Source organism: Amycolatopsis sp. NPDC058986 (assembly GCF_042741125.1).
Taxonomy (GTDB): Bacteria; Actinomycetota; Actinomycetes; order Mycobacteriales; family Pseudonocardiaceae; genus Amycolatopsis.
The window spans coordinates 18,302-33,109 of the sequence record NZ_JBHYJW010000048.1 but is presented as its reverse complement, the minus strand read 5'-3'; the positions used below and the strand labels follow the sequence as shown (position 1 = coordinate 33,109).

At 70.1% G+C, this 14,808-nt stretch carries 13 protein-coding genes and 1 pseudogene; 10 read left to right on the top strand and 4 right to left on the bottom strand.

The annotated features are described in order from the left end of the window. Positions 1-31: 31 nt before the first annotated feature. On the top strand, positions 32-2,425 hold the full coding sequence (locus tag ACFW0G_RS33100) for an HAD-IC family P-type ATPase (RefSeq protein WP_378329390.1): 2,394 nt from the start codon (positions 32-34) through the stop codon (positions 2,423-2,425). Positions 2,426-2,432: 7 nt separating this feature from the next. On the opposite strand, the gene ACFW0G_RS33095 is transcribed toward ACFW0G_RS33100, so the two are convergent. Further along, positions 2,433-2,684, bottom strand: coding sequence for a Smr/MutS family protein (locus ACFW0G_RS33095; protein ID WP_378329389.1), 252 nt, complete (start codon positions 2,682-2,684; stop codon positions 2,433-2,435). Between the two features lie 202 nt (positions 2,685-2,886). Between ACFW0G_RS33095 and ACFW0G_RS33090 the strand changes: the two are divergent. The 4 genes and pseudogenes from ACFW0G_RS33090 to ACFW0G_RS33075 all read left to right on the top strand — a co-directional run bounded on the left by ACFW0G_RS33090 (position 2,887) and on the right by ACFW0G_RS33075 (position 6,362). Next, positions 2,887-4,339: pseudogene (locus ACFW0G_RS33090) on the top strand (fatty acid desaturase). Continuing rightward, the gene (locus ACFW0G_RS33085; RefSeq protein WP_378329388.1) at positions 4,336-4,527 is read left to right on the top strand and encodes a ferredoxin; all 192 of its coding nucleotides are present in this window, start codon (positions 4,336-4,338) and stop codon (positions 4,525-4,527) included. Before ACFW0G_RS33090 ends, ACFW0G_RS33085 begins: the two are co-directional and overlap by 4 nt. A 4-nt stretch (positions 4,528-4,531) precedes the next feature. Next, complete coding sequence (locus ACFW0G_RS33080; protein WP_378329387.1) at positions 4,532-5,749, top strand: NAD(P)/FAD-dependent oxidoreductase; 1,218 nt, start codon at positions 4,532-4,534, stop codon at positions 5,747-5,749. Between the two features lie 10 nt (positions 5,750-5,759). Continuing rightward, positions 5,760-6,362 carry a TetR family transcriptional regulator gene (locus ACFW0G_RS33075; RefSeq protein ID WP_378329386.1) on the top strand — a complete coding sequence of 201 codons (603 nt, stop codon included), beginning with the start codon at positions 5,760-5,762 and terminating at the stop codon, positions 6,360-6,362. A 6-nt stretch (positions 6,363-6,368) separates the two neighbouring features. Here ACFW0G_RS33075 and ACFW0G_RS33070 read toward each other — a convergent pair whose 3' ends face one another. Further along, on the bottom strand, positions 6,369-6,935 hold the full coding sequence (locus ACFW0G_RS33070) for a TetR/AcrR family transcriptional regulator (RefSeq protein ID WP_378329385.1): 567 nt from the start codon (positions 6,933-6,935) through the stop codon (positions 6,369-6,371). A 99-nt stretch (positions 6,936-7,034) separates the two neighbouring features. Here ACFW0G_RS33070 and ACFW0G_RS33065 point away from each other — a divergent pair, with 99 nt between their 5' ends. The 3 genes from ACFW0G_RS33065 (at position 7,035) to ACFW0G_RS33055 (ending at position 10,093) form a co-directional block, all read left to right on the top strand. Beyond that, a complete protein-coding gene (locus ACFW0G_RS33065) occupies positions 7,035-7,481 on the top strand; it encodes a 4-oxalocrotonate tautomerase family protein (protein ID WP_378329384.1) in 447 nt (148 codons plus the stop codon). A gap of 16 nt (positions 7,482-7,497) precedes the next feature. After that, positions 7,498-9,741 carry a molybdopterin-dependent oxidoreductase gene (locus tag ACFW0G_RS33060; RefSeq protein WP_378329383.1) on the top strand — a complete coding sequence of 748 codons (2,244 nt, stop codon included), beginning with the start codon at positions 7,498-7,500 and terminating at the stop codon, positions 9,739-9,741. Between the two features lie 139 nt (positions 9,742-9,880). Continuing rightward, positions 9,881-10,093 (top strand): hypothetical protein, encoded by a 213-nt coding sequence (locus tag ACFW0G_RS33055; protein WP_378329382.1) that lies wholly within the window; start codon positions 9,881-9,883, stop codon positions 10,091-10,093. Positions 10,094-10,099: 6 nt separating this feature from the next. On the opposite strand, the gene ACFW0G_RS33050 is transcribed toward ACFW0G_RS33055, so the two are convergent. Then, positions 10,100-12,196: an AMP-binding protein gene (locus tag ACFW0G_RS33050; RefSeq protein ID WP_378329381.1), complete on the bottom strand. Its 2,097-nt coding sequence runs from the start codon at positions 12,194-12,196 to the stop codon at positions 10,100-10,102. Between the two features lie 163 nt (positions 12,197-12,359). Further along, on the bottom strand, positions 12,360-12,776 hold the full coding sequence (locus ACFW0G_RS33045) for a winged helix-turn-helix transcriptional regulator (protein WP_378329380.1): 417 nt from the start codon (positions 12,774-12,776) through the stop codon (positions 12,360-12,362). Positions 12,777-12,877: 101 nt separating this feature from the next. On the opposite strand from ACFW0G_RS33045, the gene ACFW0G_RS33040 reads away from it, so the two are divergent. Beyond that, entirely contained in the window at positions 12,878-13,726 is an 849-nt protein-coding gene (locus ACFW0G_RS33040) for an alpha/beta fold hydrolase (protein WP_378329379.1), read from the top strand. A gap of 272 nt (positions 13,727-13,998) precedes the next feature. Beyond that, on the top strand, positions 13,999-14,598 hold the full coding sequence (locus ACFW0G_RS33035) for a DUF6801 domain-containing protein (protein WP_378329378.1): 600 nt from the start codon (positions 13,999-14,001) through the stop codon (positions 14,596-14,598). Positions 14,599-14,808 lie beyond the last annotated feature (210 nt).

The window sequence follows — 14,808 nt, the reverse complement described above, 5'->3', positions numbered from 1 at the left end:
TGTTGCCCGGAATGTGCGTAAAGTCGGGATCATGTCAGGGGATGAACGGCTGCTGATCCAGGACGTCGAGCGGGGACTGACCGCGGCCGAGGTGGCCGAGCGAGTCGCCAACGGGCGGACCAACGACGTTCCGGCACGGGCCAGCCGCAGCACGTGGGACGTGGTGCGGTCCAACGTGTTCACCCGGATCAACGCGATCTTCGCGGTGCTCGCGGTGATCATCTTCTCGACCGGGTACCTGCTGGACGGCCTGTTCGCCGGGCTGATCGTGGCCAACAGCGTCATCGGCATCATCCAGGAACTCCGCGCGAAGCGCACCTTGGACAAGCTCGCCATCGTCGGCCAGGTCCGGCCGCGGGTGCGCCGCGACGGGAAGACCGCCGAGGTGGCGCCGAACGAGGTCGTCGCCGACGACGTCATCGAGATCGGTCCCGGCGACCAGATCGTGGTGGACGGCGAGGCCCTCGCGGCCGAGGCGCTGGAGGTCGACGAATCGCTGCTCACCGGCGAATCCGACCCGATCGTCAAGAACCCCGGCGACCCGGTGATGTCGGGCAGTTTCGTGGTGGCCGGCAGCGGGGCGTACCGCGCCACGAAGGTCGGTAAGGAGGCGTACGCGGCGAAGCTGGCCGAAGAGGCCGGGCGCTTCACGCTGGTGAACTCCGAGCTGCGCAACGGCATCAACACGATCCTGAAGGTCATCACCTACCTGCTGGTCCCGGCGGGCGCGTTGTCGATCTACAACCAGCTCTCCGGCGACCAGGCGCTGCCGGACGCGTTGCGCGGCATGGTCGCGGCGCTCGTCCCGATGGTGCCCGAGGGGCTGATCCTGCTGACCTCGATCGCCTTCGCGGTCGGCGTCGTCCGGCTGGGCAGGCGGCAGTGCCTGGTCAACGAGCTGCCCGCGATCGAGGGCCTGGCCAGGGTCGACGTCGTGTGCGCGGACAAGACCGGCACACTGACCGAGAACGCCATGCGGCTGACCGAGGTGCGGCCGCTGGGTAACGGCGGCACCGAGCCCGGCGTCGTGCTCGCCGCGCTCGCGGCGGCTGACACCCGTCCCAACGCGAGCCTGCAGGCCATCGCGGAGGCCTACCCGGACAACCCCGGCTGGCAGCACACCGCCGTCGCGCCGTTCTCCTCGGCGCGGAAGTGGAGCGGGGCGAGCTTCGGCGAGCACGGCAACTGGGTGCTCGGCGCGCCCGACGTGCTCCTGCCCGCGGACGCGGCCGAGCGGGCCGAGGCCGAGGAGACCGGCGCACAGGGCCTGCGTGTCCTGCTGCTCGCGCGTGTCGAGCAGCCGGTCGACGCCGAGGGCGCGCCCGGTTCGGTCACGCCCGTCGCGCTGGTGGTGCTGGAGCAGAAGATCCGCGGCGACGCCAGGGCGACGTTGGACTACTTCGCCGCACAGGGTGTTGCGGTGAAGGTGATCTCCGGTGACAACGCCGTCTCGGTCGGCGCGGTGGCCCGCTCGCTGGACCTGCCCGGCGCCGACGCCCCGGTCGACGCTCGCACGCTGCCGGAGGATCCCGGAAAACTGGCCGACGTCGTCGAGCAGGGCGCGGTCTTCGGCCGTGTCACCCCGGCCCAGAAACGGGCCATGGTCAAGGCGCTGCAGTCGCGCGGGCACACCGTCGCGATGACCGGCGACGGCGTGAACGACGTCCTCGCGCTCAAGGACTCCGACATCGGCGTGGCGATGGGCGCGGGCAGCCCGGCCACCCGGTCGGTGGGCCAGATCGTCTTGCTGGACAACGCCTTCGCCACGCTCCCGCACGTCGTGGGGGAGGGCAGGCGGGTGATCGGCAACATCGAGCGCGTCGCCAACCTGTTCCTCACCAAGACCGTCTACTCGGTGCTGCTCGCCCTGATGGTCGGGATCCCCGGCCTGATCGGCTTCGACGCGCTGCCGTACCCGTTCCTGCCCCGGCACGTCACCATCGTCGGCTGGTTCACCATCGGCCTGCCCGCGTTCGTGCTGTCGCTGGCACCCAACAACGACCGGGCCCGCGGCGGGTTCGTCGGCCGGGTGATGCGGATGGCCGTACCCGCCGGTGTCGTGATCGCGGCGGCCTCGTTCGTGTCCTACCTCCTCGTCCACCCCGGAGCGAACGCGGGGGAGACCGCGCAGGTCCAGGCCAGCACCACCGCGCTGATCACGTTGATGGCCATCGCGCTGTGGGTGCTGGCGATCATCGCCCGCCCCTACACCTGGTGGCGGCTCGGCCTGATCGTCGCGATGGTCGGGATCTCGGCGCTGATGTTCCTGTTGCCGCTGAGCCGGAAGATCTTCCTGCTGGATCCGGGCAACGTCGGGTACACGCTGTCCGGGCTGGCCTGCGCCGCGGTGGGGATCGTGCTGGTCGAACTCGGCTGGTGGATCGACGGCTGGCTGCGTCAGGAGAAGCGGCGGCTCACCGCCTGACCGCTGCTCAGAACCTCACCAGGACACGGCCCTCGTTGGTCGCGTCGGCTTCCACGCTGCGGTAGAGCTTCTTGAGGTGCGGCTGGTTGAGCATGGCCAGCACGCGTTTCTTGAGCTTGCCCGACCCCTTGCCGGGGATGAACTCGACGACCGGCACCCGCTCCTTCGCCGCGCGGAAGATCGTGCGGCGGACCGTGGCGTCGAGGTCCCGGTCGTTGCGGAAGAACGGGTGGAGGTCGACGGTCAGCTTCTCGGGCACGGCACTCCTCGGCTCGGTTCGGCGGGGCCCCATTGTGCCGGTGCTGCTTCGGAGTGTGCTGGTCCGTAGGCCCGAACGGAGCATTTTGGACATCGCCGGATGACCTGACACGCCGTCAGGACTTTACAAGCATCTTCCACTTGTCAAATCCACTGTACAAATCCTATGGTGTTGTAAAAGCACGCTCGTCGAGGAGGACGCTGTGGCCGTCGCAGCCGAGGACACCGGCACGATCCCCGAGGGATCGACCGGGCAGTGGAAGGACAGGAAGCGCTACCTCTGGCTCATCGGCCTGGTAGTGCCCTCGCTCGCGTTCATCGCGGTGGGGATGCGGGAACTCACCGGCTGGGGCGCGTGGTTCTGGATCGGCCCGGTGGTGATCCTGGTGATCGTCCCGGCCATCGACCTCATCGCGGGCCTCGACCGGTCCAACCCGCCGGACGACGTCATCGAGGCGCTGGAGAACGACAGGTACTACCGCTGGATCACCTATCTCTACCTGCCGATCCAGTACATCGGCTTCATCGGCGCGTGCTGGCTCATCGCGAAGGGTGATCTGTCCCTTGTGGACAAGATCGGGCTCGCCGTCTCGATCGGATGCGTCGGCGGCATCGGCATCAACACCGCGCACGAACTGGGACACAAGAAGGAAAGCCACGAGCGCTGGCTGTCCAAAGTGGCCCTCGCGCAGAGCTTCTACGGCCACTTCTACATCGAGCACAACCGCGGCCACCACGTCCGTGTCGCCACGCCGGAGGACCCGGCGAGCAGCCGCGTCGGCGAGAGCTTCTACCGGTTCTGGCCGCGCACCGTGTGGGGTTCGCTCAAGAGCGCGTGGAACCTCGAGAAGAAGCGTTACGCGCGCCGGAACCAGCACCCGTTCCGGCTCGGCAACGACGTGCTCAACGCCTGGCTGATGTCCGCGGTGCTGTGGGCGGGGATGATCATCGCCTTCGGCGCCGGCATCCTGCCGTTCCTGATCATCCAGGCCGTGGTCGGCTTCTCGCTGCTGGAAGTCGTGAACTACATGGAGCACTACGGGATGCTGCGGCAGCGCACCGGCCCGGACGGCAAGGGCCGCTACGAGCGCGTCGATCCCAGCCACAGCTGGAACTCCAACAACATCGCGACCAACGTGCTGCTGTACCACCTGCAGCGGCACAGCGACCACCACGCGAACCCCACCCGCCGCTACCAGACCCTGCGCGACTTCGAGGAGTCCCCGGTGCTGCCCACCGGGTACGCCGGGATGATCGTGCTCGCCCTGGTGCCGCCGGTGTGGCGCCGGGTGATGGACCGCCGCGTGCTCACGCATTTCGACGGCGACATCTCCCGGGCGAACATCCAGCCCGCCAAGCGCGGCAAGGTGCTGGCGAGGTATCCGGCGGTGGCGTCATGAGCGAAGCTTGCGAGCGAATCGAAGACATCATGCGCCAAAAGGGATTCAACACTGTCTCGCGGAGCGAGGCGATCGCATGAGCCGGTTCGTCTGCCCCGGCTGCGAGTACGTCTACGACGAAGCCGCCGGCGATCCGCGTGAGGGCTTCCCGCCCGGCACCGCGTGGGACGAGGTCCCCGACGACTGGTGCTGCCCGGACTGCGGGGTGCGGGAAAAGGTCGATTTCGCAGCAGCCGACAAGGAGTCACTGACATGAACATCGTGGTGGATCGGACCAGGTGCGAGGGCCTGGGCATGTGCGAGGCGATGGCGCACGAGTTCTTCGAGGTGCAGGACGACGGCACCATGGTCGTCCTCGACGAGAACCCGGGCGAGGAACATCGCCGGGAGCTGGCCGCCGCCGTGGACGCGTGCCCGGTGCTCGCGTTGACGTTGAAGGGCTGAAGCCGTGGAGCGCCTCGTGGTCGTCGGCGCCTCGCTCGCGGGACTTCGCGCGGTCGAGAGCGCGCGGCGCGGCGGATACACCGGCTCGATCACCCTGATCGGCGCCGAGGAACACCTGCCGTACGACCGGCCTCCGCTGTCGAAGGCCTTCCTTGGCGAGGGACACGACGGCGTCGTGACGCCGTTCCGGTCCGCGGACGAGCTCCGGGACGACTGGGACGTCCGGCTGTGCCTTGGCGCTCCGGCGCAGGCGCTCGACACCGCCGAGCGCGAGGTGGTCGTCGACGGCCGCCCGGTGCCGTACGACGCGGCGGTGATCGCGACCGGCGCCACCCCGCACGCTTTCCCGGCAGGACAAGGGATCGCGGGTGTCCACCAGCTGCGCACCGTCGAGGACGCGCTGGCGATCCGGGCCGCGCTCGACGCCGGTGCCCGCACCGTGGTGATCGGCGCCGGGTTCATCGGGTCGGAGGTGGCGTCGGCGGCACGTAAGCGCGGGCTGCCGGTCACCGTCGTGGAGGCGCTGGAACTGCCGCTCATCCGGTCCGTCGGACGCGACGCCGGCGCGATCTGCGCCGAACTCCACCGCGAGAACGGGACCGATCTGCGGCTCGGCACGCGGGTCACGGGCGTCGCTTCGCACGCGGGCCGGGTCATCGGCGTCGTGCTGGACGACGGTGACGAGATCGCCGCCGACCTGGTCGTCGTGGGCATCGGCGTGGCGCCCGCGACGGGCTGGCTGCGGGGGAGCGGTCTGGTGCTGCACGCCGTGGACGGCGGAGTGGTCTGCGGCTCGACGCTGTCCACGAACGTGCCGGGTGTCTACGCGGCGGGCGACGTCGCCCATGCGGCCAGCCCGCTCTTCGACGGCGACCTGATGCGGCTCGAGCACTGGACGAACGCCGCCGAGCAGGGAGCGGCGGCGGCGCGCCACGCGCTCGACCCGGCGTCGGCCGTGCCGCTGGAGCCGGTGCCCTACTTCTGGTCGGACTGGTACGGGCATCGTCTCCAGTTCGTCGGCACCCCGCGTGCCGACGAGGTCCGCGTGACTTCCCGCGCCGTCAAGGGATTCACCGCGCTGTACCGGCGGGGCGACCGGCTGGTGGGCGCGCTGACCGTGGACCGGCCCCGCGAGATCATGAAGTACCGGCGGCGCGTCGCCGAGCGCGGCGAGTGGGAGGAGGCTCTCACCTTCGCCGCTCTGGGGCGGAAGATTGGCTAGCATCACGGATATGACTGTCGCGCCGCCGTCCTCGCGGGAGAAGGAGCTGACGCTGCGAAGCCGGATCGTCGGTGCCGCGGCCAGAGCCACCGTCGAGACCGGCTGGTCCTCGGTGACGATGGGCAAACTCGCCGACCTGGTCGGGGTCAGCAGGCAGACCGTCTACAACGAGATCGGCGGGAAACAGCAGCTCGCCGAGGCGATCGTGCTGGCGGAGCTGCAGAACTTCCTGACGGCGGTGGACGCCGCGTTCGAGGCCTATCCCGGTGATCTGGTGAACGCGGTGCGGCGTGCCTGTCACAACGTGCTCGTCCTGGCCACGAAAACCCCGTTGCTGCACGCGATCGTCAGCGCGTCGCACGGCGCGGGCCACGATCTCCTGCCGCTGCTGACCACCCAGTCGCGGACCCTGATCGAAACCGCGAAAACCGTGCTGCGCGAGCATGTCGAGGCGACGGCGCCCGCGCTGCCCGCCCGCGAGCTGGACGTCGCCATCGACACCGTCGTGCGGACCGTGCTGAGCCACATCATGCAGCCCAGCGCGAGCCCGGACCGCACCGCCGACGACATCGCCCTGCTCGTCGAACGCTTCCTCGCCGGGGTCGCCTCGTAACCGGTTTCAGCCGAACAGCGGGGCGATCTCGGTGACGACGTCGTCGAGCGGGACGCTGCTGCGTTCCGCCCGGCACAGGATCACCGCGCCCTCGATCGCGGCGACCGCGAGGGTGGCGAGCCGCCGCGCCCGGTCGGTGGGTACGCCTTCGCCGACGAGCAGGTCGCGGAGTTTTTCGTGCCAGCGCGCGAAAATCTCCCGGACCAGCTCGGCCGCCTCGGGCAGGTCTTCGCGGTTGTCGACGGCGAGCGCGACGATCGGGCAGCCCGCCCGGTAGCCGCTGTCCAGCAGAGACCGCTTCCAGAACGCCACGAACCCGTCGAGCACCGCGCGGGGATCGCCGTCGGCCACCGCCTGGTCGATCAGCCCGCCGATGAACTCGCCCGCCTGGCCGACCGCGCTGGTGATCAGCTCGTTCCGGCCGCCGGGGAAGTGGTGGTACACCGAGCCGCGGGGCGCGCCACTGCGTGCGAGGACGGCGTCGATGCTCACCCCCGAGGCACCCCGTTCTCGCAGCAACGCGATCGCGCTGTCGAGCATGCGCTGACGGCTCTGTCCTGGCCTTCGCCCCAACTCCGCATCCTCCTCTTCGGTCGGACCCGCTTGACTCAGCATTATGACAGAGTCCATAGTTACTCGACAGTAGCCCTATGTCACCCCCTGGAGGCCGTCATGCCGCTGATCGACATCACCGTTCCCGCCGGCGCCCTCGGCGACGCCGCGGCCAAGTCCCTGCCGGACGAGCTCGCGACGATCCTGCTGCGCTGGGAAGGCGCCCCGGACACCGAGTTCTTCCGCGAGATCACCTGGGTCTACCTGCACGAGATCCCCGAGGGCGGGCTCGCCGTCGGCGGACGTCCCGGTGGTGCGCCGCGCTACCGCGTCGACATCACCGTGCCGGAAGGCGCGTTGTCGCAGCGGCGCAAGGACGGTCTCGTCGCCGACGTCCACGCCGCCGTCGCCGCGGCCGCCGGGCTCGACCCCGCCCAGGCGCTGCACGTGTGGACGTTGATCCGCGAAGTCCCGGAAGGGAACTGGGGCGCGGCGGGACAGACGATCCGCTTCGCCGATCTGAAGAAGTCGGCCGCGGCCGAGCGCGAGCGCACCGCGGCGTCCTGAACCGGGAGCGGGAGTCATGACCGACCAGTGGCGCAAGTCCGCGTGCATCCTCTGCGAGTGCAACTGCGGCATCGAAATCAAGCTCGACGGCCGCCGCTTCGACCGGATCCGCGGCGACAAGGAGCATCCGGCGTCCGCGGGGTACACCTGCGAAAAGGCGTTGCGGCTCGACCACTACCAGAACGGCAGGCACCGGCTGACCTCCCCGCTTCGACGTCGTGAAGACGGAACGTACGAGGAAATCGACTGGGACACCGCGCTCCGCGAGATCGCGGAACGGCTTTCGGCCGTGCGTGACGCCCACGGCGGCGACAAGATCTTCTTCTACGGCGGGGGCGGCCAGGGCAACCACCTCGGCGGCGTCTACAACCGGGCGCTGCAGGCCGCGCTGGGCGCCAAGTACTTCTCGAACGCCTTGGCGCAGGAGAAGACCGGCGAGATGTGGGTCGACGGCAAGCTCTACGGCGGGCACACCAAGGGCGACTTCGAGCACGCCGAGGTCGTGGTGTTCGTCGGCAAGAATCCCTGGCAGTCGCACAGTTTCCCGCGGGCGCGGCCCACGTTGCGCGAGATCGCGAAGGACCCCGGCCGGACGATGATCGTGCTCGACCCGCGGCGCAGCGAGACCGCGGCGATGGCCGACATCCACCTCCAGGTCAAACCCGGCACCGACGCGTGGTGCCTCGCCGCGCTGCTCGGCGTGCTCGTCCAGGAAGGCTTGCTGGACAACGACTTCCTGGCCGAGCACACCACCGGCACCGAGTCCGTGGTGGCCGCGCTGGCCGAGATCCCGGTCGCGGTGTACGCGCGGCGGTGCGGTGTCCCCGAAGATCTGCTCAGGACGGCGGCGCGGCGCATCGGGACCGCGTCGAGCGCCACCACCTACGAGGATCTCGGCGTGCAGCAGGCACCGAACAGCACCTTGGTGTCCTATCTGAACAAGCTGATCTGGATCCTCACCGGCAACTTCGGCAGGCCCGGCACGATGTTCCTGCACTCGAGCTTCGCGGCGATCGCGGGCGCCGGGACGGGCGGCAGCGGGAAAAGCGTGCGCGGCAAACGGACCCCGGTGACCGGGGCGCGCATCATTTCCGGCCTGGTGCCGTGCAATTCCATCGCGGAGGAGATCCTCACCGATCATCCCGACCGCTTCCGCGCGATGTGGATCGACAGCGTGAACCCGGCCCATTCACTGGCCGATTCCCGGACTTTCCGCGAGGCGCTGGACGCACTCGACCTGGTCGTGGTCGTCGACGTCGCGTTCACCGAAACGGCCCGGCACGCCGATTACGTGCTGCCCGCGTCCAGCCAGTTCGAGAAGTGGGAAGCCACGTTCTTCAACGTCGAATTCCCGCACAACACCTTCCAGCTGCGCCCGCCCGCGCTCGATCCGCTGCCCGGCACCCTGCCGGAGCCGGAGATCTACGCCCGCGTGCTGCGGCATCTCGACGTCGTCGATGCCGAGGTGATCGCGAAACTCACCGCGGCGGCCCATGCGGGACGCGCCGAGTTCGCGGCCACGTTCTTCACCGCCGCGGGTGCCGACCCCGCGCTCATGGGCCTCGCGCCGTACGTGCTCTACGAGACGCTGGGCGCGGCCCTTCCCGCCGGGCAACGGGGGACCGCCGCGGTGTGGGGGCTGGCCCAGCTGTGCGCGATGACCCAGCCCGAAGCGGTGCGCCGCGCCGGATTCGCCGACGGCAACGAACTGTTCGAGGCCATCGTGTCGACGCCGTCGGGCGTGACGTTCACCGTCGACGAGTGGGAGGACGTGTGGACCTACGTGCGCCGTCCCGACCGCCGGTTCACCGTCGGGATCCCCGAACTGCTCGGCAAGCTCGGCGAACTGCGGGACGCCGAACCCGGCTGGGTCAGCGAGGAGTTCCCGTTCGTGCTGTCGGCGGGGGAGCGGCGTTCCTTCACCGCCAACACGATCTACCGCGATCCGACCTGGCGGCGCCGGGACGCGGCGGGCGCGCTCCGCGTCAGCCCGGACGACGCGGCGCGGCTCGGGCTCACCTCCGGCGGCCCCGCGCGCGTGGTGACCGAACGCGGCGCGGCCGAGGTCGTCGTCGAGATCACCGACATGATGCAGCCCGGTCACGTCTCGCTGCCCAACGGCCTCGGCGTCGATCACCCCGAACACGGGATCGCCGGTGTGGCCCCGAACGAGCTGACCTCGCTCGGGCATCGGGACTGGCTGGCGGGAACGCCGTGGCACAAGCACGTTCCGGCCCGCGTGGAGGCCGTCGCGCCGTAGTGTCCTTTGTAGACTCAAGTGGGTCCGGGCCCCGCGGTGGCCGTCGTCACCCGGGTACCCGGGCCGCGCGTCCGGCCTCGGGTATACGGTGGGAGGACGGTGCCCAGGGGAGGGCACCCGGGGGAAGGCGAGGAAGCACATGTCCGGAGCGAATCGGTCCAGTGCCGTCGTGCCCGCGCTGGTGACGGCGAGCGCGGCCGTGCCCGCGGCGCTGCTGTTCGTGCTCAGCGCGGTGCTCGGCATCGGCGGTCTGCCGCTGGCCGCGGCCACGCTCACGCTCGTCGGCGCCGCGCTCGGGCTGATCTGGCTCGGCCAGTCGATGCGGGAGCGAAGGGCCCTCGCGCGCGGCTGACCGGAGTCAGTGCCCCGGCCACACGGGTGCGATGCCGCCGTCCGGGTCGATCGGCCAGGTGTCGTCGTTGAGGAGCCGCTTGAGCACCTTGCCCGTCGCGTTGCGCGGTAGCTCCGGGACGAAGTAGACGTCGCGCGGCACCGCGAACCGGGCCAGCCGCTGGTGGATGTAGGCGCGGATGTCCTCGGCGTGCAGCCGCGCGTTGCGCCGGGGCACGATGTAGGCCGCGAGCCGCTGGCCGTACTCGTTGTCCGGCACCCCGACCACCGCGACCTCGTAGACCCCGGGCAGCGCCATCAGCGCCTCCTCGACCGGCCGGGGGAAGACGTTCTCGCCGCCGGAGACGATCATCTCGTCGGCCCGGCCGGTGACGAACAGCCTGCCGTCCGCGTCGACGTAGCCGACGTCGCCGGTGGCCATCAGGTCGTGGGCCCTGGGCAGGCTCCCGCCGTCGGTGTAGCCGTCGAACAGCATCTCGTTGCCGACGAAGATCTGGCCCTCGCCGCCGGGCGGGACGGGACGGCGGTCCTCGTCGAGGATCGCGACCCGCGTGCCGGGTGGGCAGCGGCCCGCGGTCGTCGGCGCGGCACGCAGGTCGGCGGGGTCGGCGATGCTCGCCCAGGACACCTCGGTCGAGCCGTAGAGGTTGTAGAGCACGTCGCCGAAGGTTTCGGTGAACTCGCGGACGAACGAGCCGGACATCGCCGAGCCGCTGCTCGCCACGATCCGCAGCGAGGACAGGTCGTAGCGGCCGCGGATCCGGGACGGCAGGTCGAGGATCCGCTGCAGCATGATCGGCACCGCGAACAGCGCATGGCACCGCTGTTCGGCGATCGTCCGCAGGGTCTCCTCGGCGTCGAACCGGCGCACCATCGACAGCGACGCCCGCAGCGCCATCCCGATCTGCATCGCGGCCAGCCCCCAGGTGTGGAACAGGGGAGCGGCCACCACGATCCGGTCGTTCGCGCGCAGCGGGATGCGGTCCAGCAGCGCCGCCGCCGCGCCGACACCCTTCGGGGTCGGCCGCCGGGCCCCCTTCGGGACACCAGTGGTGCCGGAGGTGAGCACGACGATCCGGCCGGGCCGGTCCACCGGTTTGCGCCGGGTGGCCGCCGCGCCCGCGATCAGCTCGTCCACAGTCGGGTACCCCGCCTCGGCCTCCGGCCAGGTGCTGACCCGGAGGAACTCGCCGCGGACGTCCTTGATCACGTGGGCGAACTCGTCGTCGGCGAGGACCGCGACCGGCTGGTGCGAGGCGATCACCTTCGCCACCGCGCTCGCCGACAGCCCGGTGTTGAGCAGCACGACGTCGGCGCCGAGCTTGCCGCAGGCGATGAACGACTCCACCATCGCGGCGTGGTTGCGGCACATCAGGGCGACCCGGTCGCGGGCCTTGACCCCGCGGTCCGCGAGCGCGTTCGCCAGGCGGTTGCTGCGTTCCTCGGTCTGGCTGAACGTGCGGACGCAGCGTTCGTCGTGCAGGGCGAGCTCGTCCGGCCCGCGTGCCGCCGCGGCCTGGTACCCGCCCGCCACCGTGGCGCCCCACTGCGCGAGCGAGGTCAGCTGCCGGGCCACCTTGTCGGGCCGTCCAGGGGACAGGACCCCGGCCCGTACCAGCGTGCTCGCGGTTCTCAGCGTCGTGGCTCTGTTGTCCTGCGCGCGGTCCGGCGGGGCGGGGCGGCCGGACAGGTGCAGGTCGATGCGCTGCGCGATCTCCTGAACACTGCGCCGGAGTGCCGCCGAGGACATCTCGCCGCGGGGTGAGGGCAGCATCAGCCGCGCCACGAGTTCGGTGCGGCTGTCCGGGAGCGGGTGTAGTTCGACCGAGACCCAGCTCCGCTCGTCCTGCACGCCACGCCATACGACGTGCTCGCCCGAGCGGTGCACCACGGCGTGGATCTGTTCCTCGACGAGTTCGCCCCGGCGCGGCCGGAGCCGGATCAGGCAGCGCGGGCCGCGGCCGAACGAGGCCGGTTCGACCACCTCGCACCAGCTGATCTCCGGCACGAACCGCGAGTAGCGCTCGGGCGAGCCGACCACTTCCCACACCCGCTCGGGCGGGTGTGCCAGCACGGAGCTCGCCTGGACCACATCGTCACGCATCTGAACCTGCCTCACACCGCGCGCTCGGGCGTTCCCCGGCAAGAACTGACGCCTCCGCGAGCTCAGGATCTGGGGACGCTATCAGCAAACGGGGGTTACCGATACTCCGAATGATCGACTTCGACCCGTCCTGGCGACACCGGCGGTGGGTCCGGGCCCGCGGTCACGGCGCCGGGGTGGCAGCGCTTTCCGTGTTCTTCTCGTTCTCGTCACTGCGCGCGTTGGCCTCGTCGATCTCCGCCATGTGCTCCTCGGCCCACGCGCGGACGGCGGCGAGCGGCTCGTCGAGGGAGCGGCCGAGCGGGGTGAGCCGGTAGTGCACCCGTGGCGGCACGGTCGGTTCGACGCGGCGGGCGGCCAGGCCGTCCCGCATCAGGCTGTGCAGGGTCGTGGACAGCATTTTCTGCGACACGCCGGGCATCCGGCGCTTGAGCTCGGCGAAGCGCACTTCGGGCGGATCGGCCTCGGCGAGGACCTTGACGGCCATCGACGTCCACTTCGTGCCGATGCGGTCCAGCAGCCGCCGGGCCGGGCACGCCGGGTCGAACACGTCACCGCGCGGGGCCGGTCGGGAGGTCACCTCGGGCTCACCACCTGTCGGGAAAGTGCCGTCTTGGCGAAGCCTTGACGGTTACCTACGTTGATCTGGTCACCAATGGTAACCACTATCCGGGAGAAGTCATGACCACCACCGTCGAAGGGGTTACCCTGCGGCGCGTCGCGACCAACGGCATCGAGACGTCCGTCGCGGTCGCCGGCACCGGCCCCGCCGTCCTGCTGCTCCACGGCTTCCCGCACACCTGGCGGCTGTGGAGCGCGGTCATTCCCGTGCTGGCGCGGCATTTTCGCGTGCTCGCGCCGGACTTGCGCGGCCTCGGCGCCGGCACGAGGCCGGCCGACGGCTACGACGCGGGCACGCTCGCCGATGACGCGGAGGGGATCCTCGACGCGCTGGGGGAGCCGTCCGCCGCGGTGGTCGGCATCGACGCGGGCACACCGCCGGCGTTCCTGCTGGGCCTGCGTCGCCCGGAGCGAGTCCGGCGGCTCGTGCTGATGGAGTCGCTGCTGGGCGTCCTGCCCGGCGCCGAAGAGTTCCTGGCGGGCGGGAAACCGTGGTGGTTCGGCTTCCACTCCGTGCCCGGGCTGGCCGAGACGGTACTGACCGGGCACGAGGCGGAGTACATCGGCTGGTTCCTCGACTCCGGGACGCACGGCCGTGGTGTGCCCGAGCCGATTCGTGACGCGTTCGTCAGCGCGTACACCGGATCCGATGCACTGCGCGGCGCTTTCGCCCACTACCGCGCGATGCCCGCGAACGCGGAGCTGATCCGGGACGCCGTCCGCGACCGGCGGCTCACCGTGCCCACGATGGCCGTCGGCGCGCACCCGGTCGGGCGGAGTCTGGAACGGCAGCTGCGGCCGATCGCCGACGACCTCGAAGGTCATCTCGTCGAGGACTGCGGGCACATCATCCCGCTCGACCGGCCCGAGGCCCTGCTCGGCCGTCTGCTTCCGTTCCTGGCCGCCTGAAGCGGGCGGCGGCGCGAAAAACTGTCACGGCCGTGCGGGTTCCACATTTCGATATTCACCGGAGGAAGCGTCGAAATCCGCAGCCGCATGACAATGAATGCCGGATTGTTTCGTGCCAGTGTGATGAATAGGAAGATATCCCGTTAAAGTCACACGGCCCGGTTGTCGGGGCCATTATTTACCCACTACCGTTGCCATCGAGCGGCCGGGCGCCCGGCCTGCCATTCATTATCCCCCAGTTCAGTATTCGTTCAACGAAGAAGGAGCTGAATGTGACAGCGACCAAAACGCGTACCCGGCTCGCCAGGGCCGGGATCGTCGCGGTGGCGGCGGCCGTCGTCACGGTGTGCGGCGCGGGCGCGGCCAGCGCCGCGGACAAGCCGCTGACCTGGAAGGGTGGCTTCCCGATCATCGGTGACCAGCAGGTGAAAACGGTCGTCCACGTGGACATCCCGGCCAAGGCGACCCCAGGGCAGCCCGTTTCGGTGCCGTTCACCCTCGACGTGGACACCGGGGACGGCGTGGGCGACGGTCTGCGTCTCGTCGGCGGGAAGAAGATCGGCGGCTCGATCGACGCCGCGGTGGCGATCAAGGTCAGCGACGGGAAGTCCATTTCCCTGAAGGTGAACCTGCCCATCCCGGACACGCAGGTTCCGCCGAGCGGCCCGATCAAGTTCACCTCTCAGGGCAAGGTCGATTTCACCGTCCCGCAGGGAACCCCGACCGGGAAGGCGACGATCTCGGTCGACCCGAAGGCCGTCACCCACGTGACGACCGACGTTTCGGACCCGTCGCTGGCGAAGTTCGACGTGAACCTCGCCCTCGACCCGCCGGACCAGGACGCGGTGCTCGGCAGCACCGACGTCGGCTGACGGAAGCACACGACGGACGCTTTCCGCCCGCCCCCCACGGGAAGTGTCCTTTGTGGATTCCATAGCTGTGAAGGCCTCCTTGCCCGCCTTGAGCGCCGGTAAGGAGGCCTTCACGGCATGGGACCGCTTTTTGTCATGCCGATGCGTATTCCGGGTTCCTGTTTTTGTCACTCCACAGTGGACTCCGAGCCTGGCAGGGGTCGTGCTAGG